The following is a 23,515-nucleotide window of genomic DNA, read 5'->3' on the forward strand; positions in this document are numbered from 1 at the left end:
TGATTAACTGACCTGTTGCTGCGCTTGCTGCATCTGCAGCCATTGCCGACTGATCGCCGCCGCGGTTTGCTCTGGGTACTCCAGTGGAAACATGTGCGTGCCTTCGATGCGCTCACCCACAAAGCCGAGCCGCCGTTTCATACGCAAATACTGGCTTTTACGCACCGTATCGGTATCGCGTCCCACCACAATGCCAGCAGGCATCGCCAATTGACCAGCGCGCACCGCCAGGGTGTGAGGCATGCTGCGGAAAATGGCCAGTTCGACCTCCAGTTCATAGGCGAGTTCCACGCCGCCATCGTGGGAAGGACGAATGGCACTGTCGACGTAGTCACGCAGACAGCGCTCGTCGAACCGTTGGAATAAGCCACGGGTGCGGAAATAGTCGAGCGCGGTTTGTGCATCCGGCCACTGGGTCCGGCGACGTTTGGAACGGCCCGCCGGGGTAACCGCATCGACCAGCCCAAAGTGTTTGACCGCACGCACCAACAAGCTTTCCAGGCAACTGAACAAGGGGACATCCAGCAAAATGATGGATTCAAACAGGTCCGGACGCTCTCGGGCAGCCATCATCGTCAGGCCGCCGCCGAGCGAGTGCCCCACCCCAATCACCGGCCGGTCGCACTGGGCTTCAATACTGTCGATCAGCTGCTGTTTCAGAAAGGGCCAGTTATCGGTAACCGGATAGTCCGGGTGGTGCCCAGACAACGGCAACTGGCAGACGTCATAGTCCGTCGACAATGCATCGAACAAGGCATGGTAACTGGCGGACGGGAAACCATTAGCGTGGGCAAAATGGATCAGCGGTTTCATGAGGGAACCTGAACAGCAACATCGGGACTCTACAATCTAGTTCAGGCCGAACGGTCATTCAAACAGTCGTTTGAATAATGGCAAAATTCGTTTGAATAATGGCAAAAAATAAACCCTTATGGTTTATTTTTGCCACAATAATTGGGCGCTGCCTGGAAACCAGCCATCCGCTTCAAGACACACCAGCCCGGCTGTTGGCAGTGATACGCCATAAGGATCACCGCTTAGAACACCGGCTAGGTGAGACAGCAGTGGATTATGCGCCACCAACAAAATGGATTCGCCTTCGGCCGACCGCAACAAGTCCAGAGCGCCGTCAATGGATTGGTCTGGTGTCAGACGGTCGTCGATGATGGGTGCTCTATCACCCAGGGTGGGTCGAATGAGTTCGGCGGATTCCCGAGCCCGCTGATAAGGGCTGCAGTAGAACGCACTGACGGACGGATCCAACCATTGTCTTTGCCGCAAAATCGCGACTTCACCGGCAGGGACCAATCGTCGCTGTTCATCCCTTGGTGCACTGGCTTGCGCCTGACCATGACGCAACAACATCAAACGCATGTTCAGTCTTCCCAGCCTGACTCATCCGCCGGCCAGTCGGCAAAAGGAAAGGGTTTGGCTTCCGTGTTGAACAGCAGATAGTCGAGTACCTGATGTTGATACCGCCCCAGTGCCAAACAAAAGCCACGCAGGCGCTCGTTTTCTTCACTCTGAAACCAGCGCCAAATCCACTGCACCGCCGCCAGCAAGAAGGTTAAGATCACGCTGAGCCGTAACACCACACCAAATATGACCATAAACACCAGTCGTAATAATTGGTGTTCACTGCGTTCCCGCCTGTTTGCTTCCATCAGATCCCTGCCCCCATAAACTCAACGTCCTGTGCCAAGTCGCCTGACATTAACTGGCCCGACACTTCCCGAATCGGCTTATCTTCATAAATGATGGCATAGAGACCGCCGACCAAGGGCATATAGACCCCCATCTCAGCGGCTTTTTCGTGCACCATGCGCAAAGTATTAATGCCTTCGGCCGTTTCACCAACGCGTTTGATCGCCTGCTTCAACGAATCGCCTTCACCAATGTAATACCCTACCCGGTAATTGCGGCTCAACTCAGAGCTACAAGTCACGATTAAATCACCCACCCCGGCCAGACCAAGAAACGTCATAGGGTTGGCACCCAAACGTACCGCAAAGCGTGACATCTCAGCCAATGCCCGGGTAATGATGGCGGCGCGGGTGTTTTCAGCCATACCTAACGCGACGGCCAGACCAGTGATGATGGCGTAGATATTCTTTAATGCGCCAGCCAGTTCGACACCATAAATATCCGGGTTGCCATAAACCCTGAAATGCTGGCTGCTCAATAACTGCTGAACGTTTTGCCGCAGCGCCTGGCTGTAGGAGGCAATGACGGTGGCAGAGATTTGATGCTGAGCGATTTCCTTTGCCAGGTTCGGTCCGCTGATGACTCCGGTTTCATGACTGGGCGCCAAGTCATGCAAGATCTGACTCATCAATTTGAAACTGCCTGGCTCAATGCCTTTGGTCAGGCTGATCAGCGCGGTGTGAGCAGGCAACAGAGGAATGGCTTGTTCGGTAACCGATCGAAAGGCTTTGGAGGGCACAGCAACAAAGACGTAATCGGCGTCACTGACAGCGGCCGCCAAATCCAGTTCCGGCTGCAATCGCTCGGAGAGCTTGTAGCCAGGCAGATAACGGCTGTTTTCGCCTTGAGTACGGATGTCTTCAGCCTGCTTTTCACTGCGCATCCATAACCGAACATGATGACCGTTTGTAGCGGCGATATTAGCCACCGCCGTACCAAAGCTACCACCGCCCAGAACGGCAATGCGCTGGGGCGATAAAGGGGTATTGGACACGTTTTCTCCTTGCGATCAGGGCTGGGCTCAATGCCGTGCCTGATTCTCGATACACTCCACCAGCTCCTTGAATGTCTGGCGGTTGTGGTCGTTTAACGACATCAGAATTTTATGGGCTTCCAATACCCGATCACGAGCGTCACCTTCATTAACGGGCAACGCCGGTTGCTCATCAAGGGACGATTGAGCAGACGATTCAGGTCGGGAAACAATGGCAAACACACGATCACGAAACCCCATGGTTTCAATCAACCGGGTAATGTCAGCGCGCGTGGAAACCAGTGTGGGTACTCGGCCCATGGCCGGAGTGGCAAGACGGGAAACCTTGGCCAACATGCCAAGGCTGGTACTATCGATGCCTTCAGCTTCGGTGACATCAACGGTCACAGACTGAAACACCGGGTCGTCGACCATTCGATACAGGCAGCTGTCGAGCGTAGTACAGAGCGTCATCCGGACATCGCCTGTCAGCTTAATGACATAGGCGCCTGCTTTGTTCGCCATCAAAACTCGACCGGTACTCATTGAGGATACGACCTAAGCAATCTTTTCGACCGTTAACACTGTGATGTCATCCGGCACAGCCTGGGTATTACCCCTTTCGGTCATCTGCGCCAGAAATTGGAGCATAGTATGGGACGGGTCTGCACCCAACTCAAGTAAGTGCGCTTCCTTTTCTTGTAAACTGCGATCGTCAAGCAACTCCAACAGACCATCGGACATCACCGACAAGCGTTCGAAAGCCTCCAGCGACAATTCCCGCCCGTTAAAGTCGACATCCTCAAACAAGCCAACGGCAAGATTTTCAGGCTCCAAAGCGCGCACTGACTGGGCAATGCTCAACACCGGCGCTGGAAAATGTGCGGCGGAGGCATATCTGAGCTGAGCAGAGGCAGTGTCGAGAACGCCATAGAACACCGTGGCGTGTTTGCCAGTCTGGGTTTTCAACAGCTCCTGATTAATCAGCGTTAACACGTCTGGCGGGTTGAGCACGACGTTTGACGTGCCGTTGTCAATTTCATCGCGCAGTCGGTCAATCTGGTTTTTGATCAGCAAGGTGATCAGCGCGGAACTGGCACCGTGACCAGAGACATCCGCGACATAAAACACCACCTGATCATTCGGCACCGGGAAGTAATCCACCAGGTCACCACTGAGGTAGCTTGATGGCACCATACGGTGATTGATGCGATAACCGCCTCGCTCCAACGGTTGCTCAGGCAGCAACCGCTGCTGCACAGCGCGACCGGCCTGCAAATCCAGCTTGAGCCGATCCACGTGGTTTTGCAGTTCCTGATTGCGCGCTTCCAGCTCAACCCGATACCGATAATTCTCTCGCACCAGCAACGACCGCTCTAACGCGCGCTCTACAGAATGTTCAAGCACGCCCAGATCAACAATGGGTTTCATCAGGTAATCACTGGCGCCTAAACGCAGTGCATCGACCACATCGGACATGACTCCAGCGCCTGAAACGACAATGACCGGCACTTCATCGGTGACTTCCATAATGCGACGCAACAGCGTCAAGCCATCCATCACCGGCATGCGGATATCGCAAATCACTAAATCAAGGGCTTCTTGCTCAAACAAAGCCAGGGCGGCTTCGCCGGTTTCGGCTTCAAGTACGCTGTAACCGCTGTCTTCCAGGTAGGCGACGATGGAATCGCGTACCGCCTGGTCATCGTCCACGACCAGCAGTTTGGCGTCGGTGATTGGCATCTGGTTGACTTCCACTGCGAGATGGAGGCAACTTAACGGGGCGAGGTCTGGAAAGCAATAGACCTCCGTCCGCCATCGGCCAGACGAGGTGAGCATGAGCACAGCGGATAGAGATTACGATGAGAAAAGGGACTTCATTCGCATGCGAATGAATGCGCAGGCACAGATCTACGTAGAGGGGGAAAGCGCACCATTAACCGCTCTATGTCAGGATTTCAGTGCAGTGGGAATGAGCCTGGTGATGGATCAACCACTCGCTCTGGGCAGCCAGATACGCGTGGTGATTGAATCACCTAATGAGCAGTTATCGTCACTGGACGCTCAGGCTGAAGTGGTGCGCTGCGACGCCGATGGCAATCAATACCGTCATGGTGTCGAAATACGCGGTCTCGACTAGGCAAAGCCGTTAGTCTGACAGCGCTATCAGCTAGAAACTTTCGTCGATGAACCCTTCATCGACGTAGCCTTCTTCGCTGTCTTCATCATCAATGAAAGCATCGGAGTGCACTTCACCGTCGTTGACCTGGAACTCACGCATCGAAAAATAGGCCTCACGGATCACCGGGTAGGTGTCACCGGAAAACAGTCCATCCGACGACAACAGGTCCGCGCGTGTCTGCAACCCATCCACGACCAGAATTGCGCCCCGCTCCACCGGTTCAAGTTCAACGTAGAGCAACGGGTTCTGCCAAAAATCCACCGCTCGTCCGGTGCCGTCTCGCAACGATGACGGCCCTAAGACCGGTAACACCAGATAAGGCCCTTGACCCAGCCCCCAGTACCCCAGTGTCTGGCCGAAATCTTCCGGCACGGGCTCAATACCCACTCGAGTCGCCACATCAAACAAACCGACCACACCGACGGTCGAGTTAATGGCAAATCGACCCGTCGCGGCCGCAGTGCGCTGCCACTTACCTTGCAACAGGTTGTTACTGGCGTTTCGAACTTCACCCAGATTGGCAAAGACGTTACGCACCCCCTGTTCGGCAAAGTTTGGCATCACCCAACGATAAAGCCGCGCCGAAGGTCGGACCAGTACCCGGTCGACCCCGTTATTAAACGAGAACACGACCCGGTTAATCGGCTCCAGAGGATCACGATCATCGGCCATCGCCTGACCCGCACTGAGCATTGCAGCACTCAGTACCAGGGAAATGAACGAACGAGTTATCTTAGGGTTCAAAGCCGAATGACGCCTCAGGCAGTGGTACGGTAGTCCTTCATCCAATCGGCTAACGCCTGTTCAGCGCGACTTTTGGATGGTCTATTGGGTCGCTGTTGCTCCTGCGATTGAGCAGCACTGGCTTGCGCTAATAAACGCTGCTCGAATTCACTGGGCTGGCTGCGAACCTGTTTTTCCAGGGTTTTGACGCGATTGCCCACACCAATGGCGCCTTGGTTCATCATTTTCAATTCTTGACGTAAAAAACGATCCTGACTGAGCAGCTGTTGCTGCAGTTGTCGAATCTTACGCGCATGATGCCAAACAACGCCCAGCAGCAAGACAGCGACAGCCGCGACGCCCCAGGCAGTCGGCTCCAGAGATGCCAGAAGCGCCTGGCCAGTGTGCAGCATTTCATTCAACATGACGGATCCCCTCCGTTTGATTTTTGACGGTCGTCACACTCTGACCCTGTTTCTGCATAAAACGGGCCAGATTGGAGGGGAATAGCTATCAGCTTGGTTTAGGTGAAGAAGCAGAGCTTGAATTACAGCTCCGCGATTTCCTGCCACTCACGTTCAGTCAGCAGTTTGGCAATCTCAATTAAGATCAGAAGCTCGTCGTTTTTGTGGCAAACGCCCTGGATATAACGAGAACTTTCATCATTTCCGACGTTGGGTGCGGTCTCGATTTCAGAGGCTTTCAGGTACACTACCTCAGCAACGGAATCGACCAGAATACCCACCACCTGGTTATCCGATTCGAGGATAACAATGCGAGTGTCGTCGGTCAGTTCCGCCGTCTGCAACCCGAAACGCTCACGCGTATCGATCACCGTTACAACGTTGCCGCGCAAATTGATAATACCGATCACATAACTCGGTGCACCCGGTACCGGGGAAATTTCGGAATACCGCAGTACCTCACGTACCTGCATCACATTGAGACCATAAGTCTCGTTACCCAGCCGAAACGTCACCCATTGTAAAACCGAATCATCACCGGCTTTGATGGTTTGCGCTGTCATAACACAACCTCTTAATTCATCTAGATAGCAACTATAGTAGAGTCCGCTCAGGCGTCCAGCGCAGGCGCTGTAATCAGCGTTTTAGAGCCGTTCGCGCAAAGGCGTGCAAATCCACCAAGGCACACATTTGATCGATCACTGTACCGGCCAACCAGGGGCGACTGGTGCGAGTGGATCGCCATTTCACCGCATCCGGGTGCAAAGTAATGGATCCTTCAATCGAATGGCAGCCAAAGGCCCAATCCGAACCATGCACGCCAACAGCGTACTCCAGGCTTTCCTTGCTTTCCGGTCGATAGCGCTCGGGCATGACCAACTGAGCGGTATCAACAACGCGAATGTGACGATCAGACTGAATGGGCAATAAACCCAGAAACCATTTCGGCTGATCGAACAAAGGCGTCAATTCTTTGTCCATTGGATGAATATTACCCAACAGCAATAACGGCACCGCCAATTTGAGGCCATCGACCACAAATACAAGACAATCGAAGCGCTCTTGCCCCCACGCTGGACGGCCGTTCTCCAGCCAGCGACTCAGACCTTCATCGTCGGCCTCAAGCTCAGTCTCAAAATCAATGTCTGCCACCGGCACTTCGGCCACCGGTTCGGGCTCGGGTTCAAACACCGGCTCCGGTTCGAGTTCTGGCTCAGGCTGCGGCATTTCAACCACCGGCTCAGCATCAAACGACTGAGGTTCCGGGGCGGGTTCAGGAGGCACGTCATCCCAGGTCGGTTCCGGTTCCGAGACATGCACGTCGATTTCGGGCTCGGGCTCGGGCTCGGGCTCGGGCTCGGGCTCGGGCTCGGGCTCGGGCTCGGGCTCGGGCTCGGGCTCGACAATAGTTTCCGGCTCAGGTTGAAGCGCTTCAACCACGGGTTCCGGTTCCTCAACAGGTTCAACCTCAAGTGCATCCAGCTCAACTTCTGGCTCTGACTCTGGCTCTGGCTCTGGCTCTGGCTCTGGCTCTGGCTCTGGCTCTGGCTCTGGCTCTGGCTCTGGCTCTGGCTCAACAGCAGCCTCGACGGGCTCTGGCTCGGCGGCCAAGTCCTGTTCTTCTTCATCAGGCTCGCTGAGTGTTGCCTCATGCAGCATGGCATCCAGATAAGTAGCCAGTGTGCGGTCAGCCGCAAGCTCCGTTCGAACCTCTGTTTCTGCCTTATTGTTCACCACAGACTCCTACCCAAACCCGGCCCAATGAGGCAAGGGTGTCGAGGGATAATGGTTTGGGGTGAGCGCCATGCATTCGTCTTACCTCAATCCATCGCCAGCAGCGTTTTCAGCAACGACTGATACGCCCGGGCGCCACGGGAGTCCGGTGAATACAGAGAAATCGGCAACCCTTCCCGGCTGGCATCGCGGAATCGGGTATCGACCGGAATGGCTGACTGCCAGATGCTGCCTTCGTATTGTTCGCGCAAGGTGCGCAATGTTTTCAACGACGCTTGAGTGCGACGGTCAAACATGGTCGGAATAATCAGGTGCTGTAAGCCGCGCTTTTGCGATGCCATGACCATGGAGATGGTATGCACCATCCGCTCAAGCCCTTTTAGCGCCAGGAACTCGGTCTGCACCGGCACCAGCAAGCGTTTGCATGCCGCCAGTGAATTGATCAGCAACACACCGAGCAACGGCGGGGTATCGATCAATGCATAATCAAAATCGTCCCACAGGTGCGCCAGCGTCTTGGAAACCACCAGACCCATGCCTTCCTGCTGACTGACGTTACGCTCCAGCGTCGCCAGAGCCGTTGATGCTGGCATTAACGACATACCGGGCTGCGATGTTTCTTTAATCAGCTGCTTGGGCAGATCTTCCGGCACCTTGCCTTTGGTCATAAACAGATCGTAAGCACTGCGCTCCAGATCATCGGGGTTATAGCCGAAATAACTGGTCAGAGAGCCCTGAGGATCCAAATCGAACACCAACACCCGGTGCCCCTTGTCGGCCAGCATGGCGCCCAATGAAACCACCGAGGTGGTTTTCCCCACCCCGCCTTTCTGGTTGGCAACGGACCAAACGTGCATGGACTCTCCTTAAACATCCGTTCTTCTTGTTCCGAAAGCGGCCAATACCTGCCCTCGGACCAAGGACCGCTTCAGGGTTCAGCAACTTCCGGACCAACTAATGCTGGCGTTGGTGATATCAGGCTATTAGGCCCGTTCAGTCGCGTAACAACAATACTGACCCGACGGTTTCGTGCGGCTCGCTGTGCATTGCTTTCATCAAAGCGCGGCTGATATTCCCCAAACCCTACGGCGGAAAGGCGCTCACCCGCAATTCCTGCCGTCTGCAAATAGCGGACGACATTCGCCGCCCGAGTCACCGATAACGTCCAATTATCATCAAACTGGCCGCCCGGTGGTGATTGATCAGTATAGCCTTCAACCGCCACTGGTTGCTGCAATGGACTTAATAACGCGGCCACTTCATAGAGAATGGCTTCCGCTTGTGCCGTTATATCGGCCGATCCGGGTAAAAATAAAATCGGTTCCTCTAAATTGATTTCCAACCATTCGCTATTACCACTGACACTGATTAACTGATCATCAATTCGCTGGGCAAAGTGATCCTCTAATGTCTGGCGTAATTCCAGCAACGTGGATTCTTGATGATACGGCTGAGTATCGGCCAAATCTTCACGGGTACTGGGAATCGGTTCAGGACGATATAACGGATTAAAAAAATCAGGGCCTGCCGGCGTTGTCTCCAATTCAATCGGATCAATGCTACTGGGCTCGACATTGAATATCTGTAAGAGGTTCCGACTGACCGCCTCAAATTTATCGCTGTCCACCGAAGAAATCGCGTAGAGAAAAACAAAGAACGCGAACAGCAGCGTCAAAAAATCGGCGTACGACAAGATCCAGCGTTGTGACTGATTCTCACTGAAGCGTTGATTGCGGCGACGCCGGCGTCTCATTCACCATACTCCTTGAGGCGACGCTCCAGCACTCTGGGATTTTCGCTATCCGCAATGGCCAGCATGCCATCAAGGACCATGTCATCAAACGCAAACCGTTCTTCGGCCAACGTTCTCAGCCGCGCCGCAACCGGCAGGAAAAACAGGTTGGCCAAACCGACCCCATAAATGGTTGCGACGAAAGCGGTGGCAATGCCAGCACCCAATGCCTGGGTATCTTCAATCTGAGTCATCACCTGAATCAACCCCAACACAGCGCCGATGATGCCCATGGTCGGCGCATACCCCCCCAAAGAATCAAAAAACTGCGCCGCTTTCAGCGAGCGCCCTTCGCGGGTATCCATCGAGACTTCAAGACTGCGCTGAATTTTGTCGCTGGGCTCGCCATCAACCAGCAATTGCAGGCCCAGACGGATAAAGTCGTCGGCTTCACTGTTGGAATCCGTCTCCAGCGCCAGCAACCCTTTTTTGCGGGCCAGCTGACACCAGCGCACCAGTTTTGCCTGAGCGTTGTGGTGATCCCAGTCAGGACCGCTGAATACCGAAGGAAAATAGCGCCAGGCCAGGCGCCAAGTGGTCGTATCCGACTGCACCAATCCAGCGGCCAGAGTGCCGCCCAGGACAATAGCGGCCGCCGGTAAATTGGTGAGTGAGCCGATCTGGCCGCCTTCTAACAGGTGGCCGCCAAAGACGGCAACCCAGGCCAGCAGCAGCCCCAAAAAAGCGATCATGGTGTAGGTCCCCTGCGTTCAAAACCCCGAATCAGGCCGACACCACCTCTACCAGGCGATTGGCGACTTCATTCAAAGCGATGACTTCATCAGCCAAGTTGGCCTTGACCACTGCAGAAGGCATGCCATCGATCACGCAGGTCGATGATTCTTGTGCCCAAACTACCCCGTCACTGTCTTTGATCAGACGAGCACCTTCACGACCGTCAGCACCCATCCCCGTTAGCACAACAGCCAGAATATTCTTACCGTAGTACTTAACCGCACTGCCAAAGGTGACATCCACGGACGGTTTATAGTTCAGGCGCTCATCGCCTTCAAAGATACGCAGCCGGTTTTTGCTAGCAAACATCATCTGCAGCCCACCCGGAGCGAGCAACGCTTCTCCGGCTTTCAGGCTGTCGCCATCACTGGCTTCACGCACACTCAACGCACATTGCCGGTCGAGTCGTTCGGCAAAGGCGCCGGTAAAACTGCCCGGCATGTGCTGGATCATCAGAATCGGGGCCGGAAAATTGGCGGGTATTTGCGTCAGTACTTTCTGCAGCGCCACCGGACCACCGGTGGAAGTACCAATCATGACCAAATCAAAACGCTGAGCATAGCGTTTGCGTCGACCGACCTGAGCCGCAGCAGGTTTTTCCGGCGGCGGCGGAACCGCATCCAAACCGGTGGCCTTCGGTCGAGCTTGCCCGGCGATGGCAATGATTTTTTCACACAGCGCTTTTTTCAGCGCCGACGGACCATCGGCCACGTTTTCGTAACTTTTGGGCAGATAATCAACCGCACCCGCATCCAGCGCATCCAGAGTGACACGTGCACCTGACTGCGTCAGCGACGAAAACATCAAGATAGGCGTTGGCTGCCGGTTCATGATTTCACGGACCGCGGAAATGCCATCCATCATGGGCATTTCGTAGTCCATGGTAATGACATCCGGCTTTAAGCGAACCGCCAAGTCGATGGCTTCACGACCATTAGACGCTTCGCCAATCACCTTCAACTGGGGGTGGGCGTCAATCAGTCCACGAATCCGGGTTCGAAAGAAGCTGGAGTCGTCAACGATCATCACCGAGATGGGCATTCAATTCTCCTTAACTGGGCAAATGCCCACATCAATCCGCAGCGGAATATGCTTTTAATAATCCAGGGACGTCAATAATCAGCGCAATGCGACCATCGCCAGTGATGGTCGCGCCCGCCATGCCTTCCGTGCCTTGCAACATCTGCCCAAGAGGCTTAATGACCACCTCTTCCTGACCGACCAACTGGTCAACCACAAAGCCGACTTTCTGCGTGCCAACAGACACCACTACGACGTGACCGGCTTCCTCTTTTGGATCACCCCGATGGCCTTTCACCAACCACCGCTTCAAGTAATACAACGGCAAAGGTTTGCCTCGCACCATCACCACTTCTTTGCCATCCACCACATTGGTTCGGCTCAGGTCGAGATGGAAAATTTCATCAACATTCACCAGCGGCAACGCAAACGCCTGCTCCCCGAGCATCACCATCAGGGTCGGCATAATCGCCAAGGTCAGCGGCACTTTGATGCGAATGGTCGTACCACGGCCTTTTTCTGAATCGATGTCGATGGTGCCGTTTAACTGGCTGATTTTGGTTTTCACCACATCCATGCCCACACCACGACCGGAGATATCGGAAATTTCGGTCTTGGTACTGAAACCGGGGGCAAAGATCAGGTTATAACATTCGTTGTCGGTTAACCGATCGGCCGCTTCCTGATCCATCACACCACGCTTAACCGCGATGCCACGCAAGACGTTCGGATCCATACCGCCACCGTCGTCTCGAATCATCAACAGGATATGATCGCCTTCCTGTTCGGCAGACAACACCACCTCACCCGCCCGCGGTTTACCCGCAGCGGCGCGAACGTCGGGCATTTCAACGCCGTGGTCGACGGAGTTACGCACCAAGTGCACCAGCGGATCGGCCAAGGCATCGACGAGGTTTTTATCGAGGTCAGTCTCTTCACCGACCAATTGCAGATTCACTTCTTTTTTCAGGCTGCGAGCCAAATCCCGAACCACGCGAGGAAAACGACCAAACACTTTTTTGATCGGTTGCATCCGGGTTTTCATCACCGACGTCTGCAGATCGCCAGTGACAACATTGAGGTTGCTCACCGCCTTCTGCAGCATTTCATTTTCCAGCTCGCTGCCCAGACGCATCAAACGGTTTCGAACCAGCGTCAGTTCGCCGACCATATTCATGATGTCATCAAGTCGCTTGGTGTCGACACGGACCGTGGTATCGCCGCTGGCGGCGGCTCGCTGCGGCTCTGCACCGGCGGCTTTAGCGGGCGCTTTAACTTCCGCTTTTGCAGCAGGCTTGGCGTCGGCTTTCGGCGCTGCTTTGGGTTCTGGTTTTGCTTCGGCTTTGGCCGCTGGTTTGGCTTCCGCTTTGGGGGCTTCCGCTTTGGGGGCTTCGGGCTCCGGTTTGGCATCGTTCACCGGTGCAGCGGCGCCATTGTCATCGCCCGCTTTAAACTGACCTTTACCGTGCAGCTCGTCCAACAGCGCTTCAAATTCGTCATCGGTAATTTCGTCACTGTTCGATGCCGCCGCAGGCGTTGCGGGTTTTTCTTCTTTTGCTGGCGCTTCGTCACTGCTGGCTTTGAATTGACCTTTGCCGTGCAATTCATCCAGCAGCGCTTCAAATTCATCGTCGGTGATTTCGTCACCGCCCCCTGACAGCTCACTGGCAGCCGGCGGCGGAGTCGACGCTTCCGCCTGATCGGACGGAGAAATCGCATCGAGTAATTCTTCGAACTCGGCATCGGTGATGTCATCACCGGGCTTGGGGGCGTCGGGTGCAGGCCCGGCTTCATCACTGGCCTCTGACACGGATTCGGCAACGGGCTCTTCCGCTTCGGCTGCCGGCGCTTCATCGGCGGAAGCCGGCGCGGCATAGCGATGCAGCAGCGCAACCAGTTCTTCATCAGCCGGCTGAGGGGTTTCACCGTTACTGACTTGAGCAAACATCTCATTGACGTTATCGAGGCCGCGCAACACCGCGTCCATCAAATCGGCGTCCACCTGGCGCAAGCCATTACGCAGCGTATCGAAGACGTTTTCTGCGGCGTGACAACAATCAACCAAGGGTGTCAGCTGCAAAAAGCCCGCACCGCCTTTTACCGTATGGAAGCCGCGGAAAATGGCATTGAGCAAATCCCGGTCATCCGGGCTGCGCTCCAATTCAATTAACTGTTCGGACAACTGCTCAAGAATTTCGCCGGCCTCAACCAGGAAATCCTGTAAAATTTCTTCGTCCGCTTCGAAGCCCATGCTGCTCTCCTAGACCCCAATCAAAAACCAAGACTGGACAATAAATCGTCCACATCATCCTGGCTGGATACGACACCCTCAGCATTGGCATTGATCTGAGGTCCTTCGCCTTTGTCGCTGACTTCTGCAACGCCTTCGGCGGCAACCTCTGGGCCTTCGCGAACGATGCCAGTTATTTCATCGACCTGGCTGGCCATAAAGACCAAATCAACCAAGCTGGCTTCGACCTCCTTGACCAAACTGGTGACCTTGTTAATGACCTGTCCGGTTAAATCCTGAAAATCCTGAGCCAACAGAATGCTCGACAGGTTGTTATAAAGCGTTTCGGACTGATCGTTCAGCAGGGTAAAAAACCCGTCCAAATGCCAATAAAGCGAACGAAATTCTTCTGCGCTCATATCCCGGTCAACCAAGCGCTTCCACTCACTTTTCAAGCGCGCGGATTCTTCCTTCATCGCTCCGGCGACCGGCATGCTTTCTTCGACCAAATCCAGAGTGGTGTTGGCCGCTTTTTCCGTCAATGTTACGACATACCCGAGGCGATCGGTCGCTTCGGACATTTCTGAAAGCTCCTGCACACCCTCCCCGGGTTTAGCGTCAATATGGAAATTGGTGATGGCGCTGTGCAACGCACGCGTGAGTCGACCGACTTCCTGATAGAGACCCCGGTCACGCGCATCTTGCAATTCCTGGAGCGTCTCCAGCGCCGACTCGGTTTCCCCTGCTTCGATTCGCTGGTGCAATTCCGCGGCTTTTTCTTTCAGCAAATCAGCAAAAGTGGTTCCGGCATAATGCTCGGTCCGGGCCTGCTGTAGCTTCGCCAGAATCGCAACAGCTTCGTCCATATTCTCGTGCTGCACCTGCTCCAACAACGCCGGAACCATATCTTTCAGTGCATCTAGAAATTCAGGAGATAATTTTTTGTTGTCTGGATCAGCCATAACGGCCTCTTTGGTCAACCCTTAACACCGGCTATCAGCCATCGACTCGTTCAAAGATCTTGTCGATCTTCTCTTTCAAGGCGGCCGCAGTGAACGGCTTGACGACATAGCCATTAACGCCTGCCTGTGCCGCAGCAACGATCTGATCGCGCTTAGCTTCGGCGGTTACCATCAAGACTGGAATGGATTTCAGACGTTCGTCCGAACGGATTTTCTTGAGCAGTTCGATACCGGTCATACCCGGCATGTTCCAATCGGTGACCACAAAGTCGAAATCGCTGCTTTGCAACATCGGCCATGCACTGGAACCATCGTCTGCTTCGTGGGTGTTACTGAAGCCCAGGTCGCGCAAAAGATTCTTAACAATGCGCCGCATCGTTGAGAAATCGTCGACAACCAGGATTTTCATGTTCTTGTCCAAGATGACCTCCTCTAGCCTCACCCGACAAACTGCTTACTGTCTTTATGATAGACGCTGGTAACCGGCTATCCAGTCTCGAGGATGCCTTTTCACTGACCGTCGTGGCTCTAAGCGCTGACTCAAGCTCAATTGTGTTACCACAACTGTCCATGAGAGCACCCACAAGTCTCGTCAAGGTCTGCTGGCATCTGTATCGACCGGTGATCGCGATAGTTTAGAGCGTCCGGAAGCCGACTAGTCTACCCCAACAGCGGCCGCGATACAGCCTGACTGACAGGGCAAATCCAGTTGACTACCACTCGCTCATTCGGGCACGCAGGCGCATGGCGGCCTGGGTATGGATTTGACTGATGCGGGATTCACTGACGCCCAGAACGGCGCCAATTTCTTTTAGATTGAGTTCTTCGTCGTAATACAGCGACAGCACCAGTTGCTCGCGCTCGGGCAACTGCTTGATGGCATCGGCCAATTGGTGATTGCGCTGATCCGATTCGACCTCTGAATGCGGCGCCAAATGCTGGCTATTACCCACCTGGTAATCCTGAAGATCGCCATTGCCCTGCTCCATCAGCTCCTCAAAGCTGAACAGTCGCGAACCCTGGGTATCTTTCAGCAAGGAGTAATAGTCATCCAGACTCATCTCCAGCGCTGCAGCCACTTCTTGATCTTGAGCATCACGCCCTTCGCGCATTTCGATCTCGCGAATGGCGTCGGCGATGCGGCGAGAATTGCGATGAACCGAGCGGGGTATCCAGTCCCCTTTGCGCACTTCATCGAGCATGGCGCCACGGATGCGGATACCCGCATAGGTCTCAAAACTGGCGCCCTTGGTGTGGTCGTAATTCTGTGCAGCCTCAAACAGGCCGATCATGCCCGATTGCACCAGGTCTTCCAGCTGTACGCTTTCTGGCAAGCGAGCCAGCAAGTGATGGGCAATGCGCTTGACCAGCACACCCTGCTCGTTTACCAGGCGGTCGTAATCGACCTTCTTTTCGGTCTGATACATAGTGTAATGCTGCACCGACATCTCAGGCGACTCCAGTAGTCCCCTGGACCAGCCGTTCCACAAAAAACTCGAGGTTTCCCCGAGGCGTGGTTGGCAAGGGCCAGGTCGCGACCTTCTGGGCCAGTGAACGATAAGCGATCGCGGCTTTGGACCGCGGGTACGCCTCGATAACGGCCTTCTGGCGCTGGACGGCCTTACGTACCGATTCATCCATGGGTACGGAGCCGACGTATTGAAGCGTCACATCCAAAAAGCGGTCTGTGACCTTCGATAATTTGTTGAACAGCGCCTGACCTTCATTGGGTGTACGGACCATATTAGCCAACACCCGGAAACGATCCATCTTGCAGTCGCGGTTCAACACCTTGATTAAGGCGTAGGCATCGGTCACCGAGGTCGGTTCATCGGTCACCACCATCAATGTTTCCTGAGCAGCGCGGACAAAGGACGTCACCGTCCGCGAAATGCCTGCGGCGGTATCGACGATCAAGACGTCCATATCGTCGCCTAACTCACTGAACGCACCGATGATGCCTGCGTGTTCCTGTTCGCCCAGGTTGGCCATGCGCTGGGTGCCAGACGAAGCGGGAATGATGCGAATGCCACCAGGGCCCGGTACCAGGATATCGCGCAGTTCCGCTTCACCAGACAGCACATCACCAATGTTGCGACCGGACGATACGCCCAGCAGCACATCGATGTTGGCCAGACCCAGGTCCGCATCCAACAACACGACTCGCTTGCCCTGCTCCGCCAGCGCGACCGCTGTGTTCACAGAGACATTGCTTTTACCTACGCCACCTTTACCACCAGTGACGGCCAGTACCTGTATCGGTTTCAAACCACTCATTCGCTCGATCTACTCCGTTGGCCCAGTATAGGCAATTACCATCGTCTATGACGGTCTTATCTCAACTCGCCTGCGCAAGCCCTGGGCGTGTTTCATCCAGAGCACGTGCCAGTCGTTTGACCAGCCGCACCGGATCGACACTGTCGATGTCCTGCGGGATGCGCTGCCCATCGGTGTTGTACCACAAAGGCCAGCGGTGACGCAGCAAGCTGTCGAAAACACTGCCAAAACAAGGCGCTTCATCCAGCTTGGTAATGATGGCACCCGCCAGATGTTGGCTGGGGAATGCCTGTATAAATTGGTTCAAACTCTCGCAGTTAGCGGTTGCCGGCATCACCAGCACGCTTTGAATGCGGGAATCCAGACCGGTATCGACCACCTGAGCCTGCCACTGCCGCAACGCATCGGCGCTGCCACTGGTGTCGACCAGGACCAGATGGTAGTGCGACAACGACTCCAGCGTTTCCGCCAGGCTGTCGTCTTCGCCCAGGGCACGATAATCCACCCCCAGAATCTGACTGACCGACTCCAGGGTATCCTGAGCACCCAGCTGGTAACAATCCGTGCTGACCACTGCCACCTTGTCATGACCCCGGCGCTTGACCGCCCGTGCTGCCAACTTGGCCAGTGTCGTTGTCTTGCCCGCACCGGTCGGACCACACAGTGCCACCACGCCGCCTTCCGTCAGCGGATCAAACACCGGCACCGACAAACCCGACGCCAGGCGCGCCAGCAGACGCCGCCAATTGGCATCCAACGCCGCATCACGATCATAGTGACGCAGCAGTGACCGTTGCACGGACTCACTCAGACCCAGGGCGCGCAGCCGACCTTCAAGTTTTTCCAGTTGCGGCGTCTGAGCGCCCATCACCGGCGCCTGCAGGAAGTCCGTTTGCTGCTTGAGCATTTGACGCAGACTGTCGATTTCCTGACGCATCAACGACATCAGTTCCTCATCGGACTGAGCGCGCAGCGGCGTTGGCTGCGTTTCTGTTTTTGGAGCCGGGCGCTGAGCCGACAATTCGGCACGTTGCTGGGCTTCCATGGCTCGTGCCAACGGCGAATCCGGCGCGGACTCCGTGGTATCCGCCGGCGCTGGACGTTCTGGCGCCAGATCCCCAAAGGCGGCACGACTATGCGGCGCCAGGTTTTCCAGCAAACCTTTCAGGCTTTCGGTATCCAGCTTAGGCTGACCATCGTGCTGCCGCGGATGCGCTTTGATGATGGCTTCCGGATCTGGCGCAGCCGGGCGGTTGGCTTCAAAGCGAGCGAATTCCGCCTCGTCGACACCAGCGACAATCTCGGTGCCTTCCGGCAATTTGCGCGTCGACAGAATAACCGCTTCCGGCCCCAGAGCCTCGGCAACCTGCTTCAGCCCAACCTGCATGCTGGCAACGACAAAGCGTTTCACTTTCATCGATTCATCCTCACTGACCGCCTACCGTGGCCACGATGGTTATGTGTTTGTTATCCGGTATTTCCTGGAAACTGAGGACCTTCAATCCCGGTACGCCATGGCGGACAAACCGCGCCAACAACATCCGAATTGAACCGGAGACCAGCAGAATGGAGGGCTTACCCTCACCTTCCAGGCGTTGCGACGTTTCTTGCAGCGATTGCTGCAGTCGCTCAGCCATACCCGGCTCCAAGGTCACACCGTCAAGATTTCCATCATTTCCGGCCTGCTGAACAGTCTTCTGCAACAACTGTTCCAACCCGCGATCCAAGGTGATAACCGGTATCTCACGTTCATTACCCACAATGCCCTGAACGATCATGCGCGACAGTCCCATCCGCGCTGCGCCCGTCAGAATGGAGATATCCTGGCTCTTCGGCTGCAGGTTGGTCAGTGACTCGGCGATGGTTCGCAGATCGCGCACCGGCACTTCTTCCATCAACAGATTCTGCAACACCTTAAGCAACTGGCTGAGCGTCAAAGTATTAGGCACCAGCTCCTCGGCCAGCTTCGGCGATTTCTTAGTGAGCAGATCCAACATCTGCTGAGCTTCTTCGTGACCGAGCAGTTCGTAGGCGTGCTGATGCAACAGATGATTGACGTGCGTCGCCACCACGGTACTGGCATCCACAACGGTGTAACCCAGCGTCTGCGCCCGATCGCGCTGAGTCGATTCAATCCACACCGCTTCCAGCCCGAACGCCGGGTCTTGGGTTTTAATGCCCTCGAGCGAGCCGAACACCTGGCCGGGATTGATCGCCATATCGCGATCCGGATACACCTCGGCTTCGGCAATCCCCACGCCCATCAACGTCAGCCGATAAGCATTGGGCATCAGATCAAGGTTGTCGCGAATATGAATCGACGGCACCAAAAAGCCCAAATCCTGAGACAGCTTCTTGCGAATGCCTTTTATACGGCCGAGCAACTGACCGCCTTGTGAACGATCAACCAGCGGGATCAAGCGATAACCCACTTCCAGGCCAACAATGTCGACCGGCTGAACATCATCCCAGCTGAGCTCTTTGGTATCACTTTCGGTACTGGTGACCGGTGGCGCACCACCCGGCTCAACCTTGCCCGTCTTGGCCCCAGCCCCAGCACCGGCCGGTGTCGGCGCACCGGGAAAGAAGGATTCCCCGGCGGCAAGTTTTTGGCGGTACAGAATAAACAGTGCACCGATCAGACAGATAAACGCCAACGACAGGAAAACGAAATGCGGCATGCCCGGCAGCAGGCCCATCACACCAATTAAAAAGGCCGCAATGCTCAACGCCCGCGGCGTCGAGAACATCTGATGCAGAATCTGCTCGCCCATTTCCTGGCTATTGGAATTGCGCGTCACCATGATGGCCGCGGCAACCGACAACAGCAGCGACGGAATCTGCGCCACCAGGCCATCACCGATGGTCAGCAAGGCATAGCGTTCAACCGCCTGACCAAACTCCAACTGATGCTGCATCATGCCGATGGCAAGCCCACCAAAGATGTTGATCGCCAAAATCAGAATGCCGGCAATGGCATCACCGCGAACAAATTTTGACGCACCGTCCATAGAGCCATAGAAGTCAGCTTCCTGGGCAATTTCCGTGCGGCGCGTCTTGGCTGTTTCGGCGTCGATCAAGCCCGCATTCAAGTCGGCATCGATGGCCATCTGTTTACCCGGCATAGCATCCAGGGTGAAACGCGCGCTGACTTCCGATACCCGGCCAGCACCTTTGGTGACCACCACAAAGTTGATGATCATCAAGATGGCGAAAACAATGAAACCAACGGCGTAATTACCGCCAATCAGAACCGCACCGAACGCCTCAATCACCTGACCGGCGGCATCACCGCCTTCATGCCCGTAGAGCAGAACCACTCGCGTCGAGGCAACGTTCAGCGCCAGACGCAGCAGCGTGGCAACCAGAATGATGGAGGGAAAGACGGCAAAATCGAGCGGACGCAGTACGTAGATCGTCACCAGCAACACCACGATGGACAGCGCGATGTTAAAGGTGAAAAAGGAGTCCAGCACAAAAGGCGGCACTGGCAGGGTCATCAAGCCCAGGACCAGCAACAACATCAACGGCACACCGACAACGCGTTGCGTCATCAATTTGGCATTGGTGCGGGTGGAGCTGAGAACGGCACCGCGGTCGAGGCTGCGGACCTGCGTTCCCAACCCTCTTACATTATCGAGGAAAGCCATCTGTCAATAATCAGGCGAATCAGTAGGTTCACCTGACTGTTTGCACGGATCGGGCCAGAATGGGAACTTGCTCTCAAATTGCCTGGAACCCCATCACAGGGCCTACAGACTTAGGCTTCCGGTGGGTCGTCTTCGCGCAGTTCGTCAGGGATCGGGAAGTCCGGTTTCGCGTCCGGTTTGGGCGCACGCCCTTTGCGCCATTGATCCACTTGATAGACATAAGCCAAGACCTGAGCCACTGCGATATAAAGACCCTCAGGAATCTCGTCGCCAATGTTCGTGTGGTAATAAACCGAACGGGCCAGGGGCGGAATTTCCATCACCGGAATTTTATATTCGGTGGCGATTTCACGAATTTTTAACGCGGTCTCGTCAATGCCTTTCGCTAACAACACCGGCGCAGGCATCGCATTGGGTTCGTATTTCAGTGCTACGGCGTAATGCGTCGGGTTGGTAATAACCACGTCGGCATCAGGAACATCAGACATCATGCGCCGGTTTGCCATCTCACGCTGCAATTGGCGAATCTTGCTTTTCACCTCCGGCTTACCTTCGGTGTTTTTAAATTCTTCCTTAATCTCCTGCATGGTCATGCGCAGTTTTTTAGTATGGCTGTATATCTGGAACGGAATATCCAACGCCGCAATGATCAAGGTACTGGAGCAGATGATCAGAAAGGTCCAGGCCAATAACACGACCGCGTGTTTAATGGCGGGTTCTGTCGGCTCAAACACCATCGACAGAAAATCGTTTTTCAAACCGAACAGCGCGATCACTGACACGGTGCCGACCACCAACACCTTGCCCCAGCTTTTGAGCAATTCCACCAGGGCATTCATAGAAAACATCCGTTTAATACCGGACAACGGATTAATACGACTGGCTTTGGGTGCTATCGCTTTGGCCGCAAAATTCCAGCCTCCCAATGCAATTGGTCCCACCGTTGCAGCCACCAACAATAACGCAAACACCGGCACCAACGCCCACAAGGCTTCGAACATCGACGCTTCTAAATAACGCAAAGCGACAATGGTGTCCCAGCTGGCTTGGCGATCAAAACTGAAGGTGAATTTCATGATGCCCAGCATGGATTCACTCAGGCCAGGACCAAACAACAACATGCTGACGGCACCGGCCAACAACACCGCACTGGTATTCAACTCCCGGGAGCGCGCAACGTTACCTTCTTCACGCGCTTTCTGAAGTTTTCGCTCCGTGGGTTCTTCGGATTTCTCCTGGGAACTGTCGTTCTCTTCAGCCATTTCGCCCTACCAAGCCATGAGGTTGCGCATGAAATCGACATGAACGCCGACCAGGTTTTGAACCATGGGATAAGCCGCCCAATAACTGGCCCAGACAATCACCAAGCCAGCCAGCATCGAAACCGGAAAACCCAGAGAGAAAACGTTCAACTGCGGCGCGGCGCGAGTCATCACACCAAAGGTCAGGTTAACCAGTAATAACGCCGCAATGGCGGGCAAAGCGAGCATTAACGACGCACGAAATACCCAGGCACCGAACTCTGCGAGGGCAAAAAAACTGCCCTGATTAAAACTGAGTGGTGCGACCGGCAGCACATCAAATGAATCTGCCAAAACTTCCAGAACGACTAGATGACCATTAATGGCCAAAAAGACCAGCGTTACCAACACCTGGTACCACTGAGACAGAACCGCAACGTTAACGCCATTGGCCGGATCGACCATGGACGCAAAACCCAAACCCATCTGCATGGAGATGATTTGCCCGGCCAACACGACCACCTGCAAAATCATCAACACCACAAAACCCAACACCAATCCAATTAAAATCTGATGTGCAATGATGACCAAACTGCCCAGACCCGTCACTTCGATCAACGGCATGGACGGTAAGATCGGATACAACGCTGTGGTCCAGACAAATGCCAGCATGACCCGAACCCGGGCCGGAGTTACCCGCGCGCCCAAAACCGGCACGATCATGAAAAAGCCCATGATGCGGAAAAATGGCCACATGTAGTGACTGATCCAAGAGGCGATTTGGGCGTCGGTCAGTTCCACATCACTACCCAATTAAGATGGGGATATTGAAAATTATGGTGTTGGTAAAATCGACCACCTTACCGACAATCCAAGGTCCGGTTACGATCAATACCATCAACGTAATAATCAGGCGCGGCAAAAAACTCAACGTCTGTTCATTGATCTGAGTCGCCGCCTGAAAAGTGGCCACGATCAAACCAACAACCAGTGAGGGTCCGATAATTACGGTCACGATCACCACAACAATGAACAAGGCTTCGGAAAACAAATCCGCAATATTGGCAGCATCCATCGATCAGACTCTCCCGGAATCAAACAAAACTTGACGCCAGCGATCCCATGATCATGGCCCACCCGTCCACCAGGACGAACAACATGATCTTGAACGGCAGCGAAATAATGATGGGTGACAACATCATCATACCCATCGACATCAAAATAGAGGCGACCACCAAGTCGATGATCAGAAACGGAATGAACAGCAAGAAGCCAATTTGAAAAGCGGTTTTCAGTTCACTGGTCACAAAGGCAGGAATTAAAATATTCAGCGGCGTGTCGTCCGGAGTTTCAATTTGTCCTTCCATATCCGCCAGTCGAACGAACAGATTCAAATCAGTTTCGCGCGTTTGGTTGAGCATAAAATCTTTCATCGGTGCCAGGCCGCGGTCGATGGCTTCCAGCGGCAGGATCTCTTCTGACATATAAGGCTGAACCGCATCGCGGTTTATCTGCATAAAGACGGGATACATGATGAAAAAAGTCAGGAAGAGCGCCAAACCAATGAGCATTTGATTCGATGGCGTCTGCTGCAGGCCAATGGCCTGACGAAGAATGGCGAAGACCACAATGATGCGGGTGAAACTGGTCATCATCATCAGCGCTGCCGGAATAAAGGTCAGCGCCGTCATGATGGCGAGGATCTGAATGGTGACGGTGTATTCCTGACCGCCGTCTTCGGTACCGGTGACGGTCAGTGCCGGAATGCCTTCTGCGTGCGCGAAACCGGCCAGCAGAGAGACCAGACCAAACAGCAGAATAATAAGAA

General features: G+C 54.7%; 26 protein-coding genes. 1 reads left to right on the forward strand and 25 read right to left on the reverse strand.

The genetic code is table 11. The features are described from left to right. Positions 1 to 3: 3 nt before the first annotated feature. The 6 genes from BGP77_RS14395 to BGP77_RS14420 all read right to left on the reverse strand — a co-directional run bounded on the left by BGP77_RS14395 (position 4) and on the right by BGP77_RS14420 (position 4,420). Positions 4 to 813, reverse strand: a complete 810-nt coding sequence (locus BGP77_RS14395; RefSeq protein WP_108165406.1) for an alpha/beta fold hydrolase — start codon at positions 811 to 813, stop codon at positions 4 to 6. 123 nt (positions 814 to 936) lie between these two features. Next, positions 937 to 1,374 carry a histidine phosphatase family protein gene (locus BGP77_RS14400; protein ID WP_108165407.1) on the reverse strand — a complete coding sequence of 146 codons (438 nt, stop codon included), beginning with the start codon at positions 1,372 to 1,374 and terminating at the stop codon, positions 937 to 939. Positions 1,375 to 1,376: 2 nt separating this feature from the next. Further along, positions 1,377 to 1,664, reverse strand: coding sequence for a DUF4389 domain-containing protein (locus BGP77_RS14405; RefSeq protein WP_108165408.1), 288 nt, complete (start codon positions 1,662 to 1,664; stop codon positions 1,377 to 1,379). Then, a complete protein-coding gene (locus tag BGP77_RS14410; RefSeq protein WP_108165409.1) occupies positions 1,664 to 2,698 on the reverse strand; it encodes an NAD(P)H-dependent glycerol-3-phosphate dehydrogenase in 1,035 nt (344 codons plus the stop codon). Before BGP77_RS14410 ends, BGP77_RS14405 begins: the two co-directional genes overlap by 1 nt. Before the next feature lie 27 nt (positions 2,699 to 2,725). After that, complete coding sequence (locus tag BGP77_RS14415; RefSeq protein WP_158269391.1) at positions 2,726 to 3,202, reverse strand: STAS domain-containing protein; 477 nt, start codon at positions 3,200 to 3,202, stop codon at positions 2,726 to 2,728. Between the two features lie 33 nt (positions 3,203 to 3,235). Beyond that, positions 3,236 to 4,420: a SpoIIE family protein phosphatase gene (locus tag BGP77_RS14420; RefSeq protein WP_158269392.1), complete on the reverse strand. Its 1,185-nt coding sequence runs from the start codon at positions 4,418 to 4,420 to the stop codon at positions 3,236 to 3,238. Between the two features lie 94 nt (positions 4,421 to 4,514). On the opposite strand from BGP77_RS14420, the gene BGP77_RS14425 reads away from it, so the two are divergent. Then, a complete protein-coding gene (locus BGP77_RS14425) occupies positions 4,515 to 4,817 on the forward strand; it encodes a PilZ domain-containing protein (RefSeq protein WP_108165412.1) in 303 nt (100 codons plus the stop codon). A 30-nt stretch (positions 4,818 to 4,847) separates the two neighbouring features. Here BGP77_RS14425 and BGP77_RS14430 read toward each other — a convergent pair whose 3' ends face one another. The 19 genes from BGP77_RS14430 to fliP form a co-directional block, all read right to left on the reverse strand. Beyond that, positions 4,848 to 5,603 (reverse strand): VacJ family lipoprotein, encoded by a 756-nt coding sequence (locus BGP77_RS14430; RefSeq protein WP_233252364.1) that lies wholly within the window; start codon positions 5,601 to 5,603, stop codon positions 4,848 to 4,850. Positions 5,604 to 5,617: 14 nt separating this feature from the next. Next, complete coding sequence (locus tag BGP77_RS14435; protein WP_108165414.1) at positions 5,618 to 6,007, reverse strand: hypothetical protein; 390 nt, start codon at positions 6,005 to 6,007, stop codon at positions 5,618 to 5,620. 122 nt (positions 6,008 to 6,129) lie between these two features. Next, the gene (locus BGP77_RS14440; RefSeq protein WP_108165415.1) at positions 6,130 to 6,609 is read right to left on the reverse strand and encodes a chemotaxis protein CheW; all 480 of its coding nucleotides are present in this window, start codon (positions 6,607 to 6,609) and stop codon (positions 6,130 to 6,132) included. Positions 6,610 to 6,682: 73 nt separating this feature from the next. Beyond that, the gene (locus BGP77_RS18135) at positions 6,683 to 7,780 is read right to left on the reverse strand and encodes a chemotaxis protein CheW (protein ID WP_199224283.1); all 1,098 of its coding nucleotides are present in this window, start codon (positions 7,778 to 7,780) and stop codon (positions 6,683 to 6,685) included. Between the two features lie 86 nt (positions 7,781 to 7,866). Beyond that, positions 7,867 to 8,637, reverse strand: a complete 771-nt coding sequence (locus BGP77_RS14450; RefSeq protein ID WP_108165417.1) for a ParA family protein — start codon at positions 8,635 to 8,637, stop codon at positions 7,867 to 7,869. Between the two features lie 71 nt (positions 8,638 to 8,708). Next, the gene (locus BGP77_RS14455) at positions 8,709 to 9,533 is read right to left on the reverse strand and encodes an OmpA family protein (protein ID WP_108165418.1); all 825 of its coding nucleotides are present in this window, start codon (positions 9,531 to 9,533) and stop codon (positions 8,709 to 8,711) included. Further along, the gene (locus BGP77_RS14460; RefSeq protein ID WP_108165419.1) at positions 9,530 to 10,264 is read right to left on the reverse strand and encodes a flagellar motor protein; all 735 of its coding nucleotides are present in this window, start codon (positions 10,262 to 10,264) and stop codon (positions 9,530 to 9,532) included. The genes BGP77_RS14455 and BGP77_RS14460 overlap by 4 nt, the downstream gene beginning before the upstream one ends. A gap of 31 nt (positions 10,265 to 10,295) precedes the next feature. Continuing rightward, positions 10,296 to 11,348 (reverse strand): chemotaxis response regulator protein-glutamate methylesterase, encoded by a 1,053-nt coding sequence (locus BGP77_RS14465; protein ID WP_108165420.1) that lies wholly within the window; start codon positions 11,346 to 11,348, stop codon positions 10,296 to 10,298. A gap of 31 nt (positions 11,349 to 11,379) precedes the next feature. After that, complete coding sequence (locus BGP77_RS14470; RefSeq protein WP_108165421.1) at positions 11,380 to 13,578, reverse strand: chemotaxis protein CheA; 2,199 nt, start codon at positions 13,576 to 13,578, stop codon at positions 11,380 to 11,382. Positions 13,579 to 13,598: 20 nt separating this feature from the next. Next, positions 13,599 to 14,519 carry a protein phosphatase CheZ gene (locus BGP77_RS14475; protein ID WP_199224284.1) on the reverse strand — a complete coding sequence of 307 codons (921 nt, stop codon included), beginning with the start codon at positions 14,517 to 14,519 and terminating at the stop codon, positions 13,599 to 13,601. A 34-nt stretch (positions 14,520 to 14,553) separates the two neighbouring features. Beyond that, entirely contained in the window at positions 14,554 to 14,940 is a 387-nt protein-coding gene (gene cheY / locus BGP77_RS14480; RefSeq protein ID WP_108165422.1) for a chemotaxis response regulator CheY, read from the reverse strand. A 292-nt stretch (positions 14,941 to 15,232) separates the two neighbouring features. After that, positions 15,233 to 15,946: an RNA polymerase sigma factor FliA gene (locus tag BGP77_RS14485; protein ID WP_108165993.1), complete on the reverse strand. Its 714-nt coding sequence runs from the start codon at positions 15,944 to 15,946 to the stop codon at positions 15,233 to 15,235. A 22-nt stretch (positions 15,947 to 15,968) separates the two neighbouring features. Further along, on the reverse strand, positions 15,969 to 16,796 hold the full coding sequence (locus BGP77_RS14490; RefSeq protein ID WP_108165423.1) for a MinD/ParA family protein: 828 nt from the start codon (positions 16,794 to 16,796) through the stop codon (positions 15,969 to 15,971). Between the two features lie 61 nt (positions 16,797 to 16,857). Beyond that, positions 16,858 to 18,213, reverse strand: coding sequence for a flagellar biosynthesis protein FlhF (gene flhF / locus BGP77_RS14495; RefSeq protein ID WP_108165424.1), 1,356 nt, complete (start codon positions 18,211 to 18,213; stop codon positions 16,858 to 16,860). Between the two features lie 10 nt (positions 18,214 to 18,223). After that, positions 18,224 to 20,446: a flagellar biosynthesis protein FlhA gene (gene flhA, locus BGP77_RS14500; RefSeq protein WP_108165425.1), complete on the reverse strand. Its 2,223-nt coding sequence runs from the start codon at positions 20,444 to 20,446 to the stop codon at positions 18,224 to 18,226. Between the two features lie 110 nt (positions 20,447 to 20,556). Then, positions 20,557 to 21,708, reverse strand: coding sequence for a flagellar biosynthesis protein FlhB (gene flhB, locus BGP77_RS14505; protein ID WP_108165426.1), 1,152 nt, complete (start codon positions 21,706 to 21,708; stop codon positions 20,557 to 20,559). A gap of 6 nt (positions 21,709 to 21,714) precedes the next feature. Beyond that, positions 21,715 to 22,443 carry a flagellar biosynthetic protein FliR gene (gene fliR / locus BGP77_RS14510; protein WP_108165994.1) on the reverse strand — a complete coding sequence of 243 codons (729 nt, stop codon included), beginning with the start codon at positions 22,441 to 22,443 and terminating at the stop codon, positions 21,715 to 21,717. 49 nt (positions 22,444 to 22,492) lie between these two features. After that, complete coding sequence (gene fliQ, locus BGP77_RS14515; RefSeq protein WP_108165427.1) at positions 22,493 to 22,762, reverse strand: flagellar biosynthesis protein FliQ; 270 nt, start codon at positions 22,760 to 22,762, stop codon at positions 22,493 to 22,495. 19 nt (positions 22,763 to 22,781) lie between these two features. Beyond that, positions 22,782 to 23,504, reverse strand: a complete 723-nt coding sequence (fliP, locus tag BGP77_RS14520; RefSeq protein ID WP_370446858.1) for a flagellar type III secretion system pore protein FliP — start codon at positions 23,502 to 23,504, stop codon at positions 22,782 to 22,784. Between the last annotated feature and the right edge of the window lie 11 nt (positions 23,505 to 23,515).

Origin of the sequence: Saccharospirillum sp. MSK14-1, assembly GCF_003054965.1 — a bacterium.
GTDB lineage: Bacteria > Pseudomonadota > Gammaproteobacteria > Pseudomonadales > Natronospirillaceae > Saccharospirillum.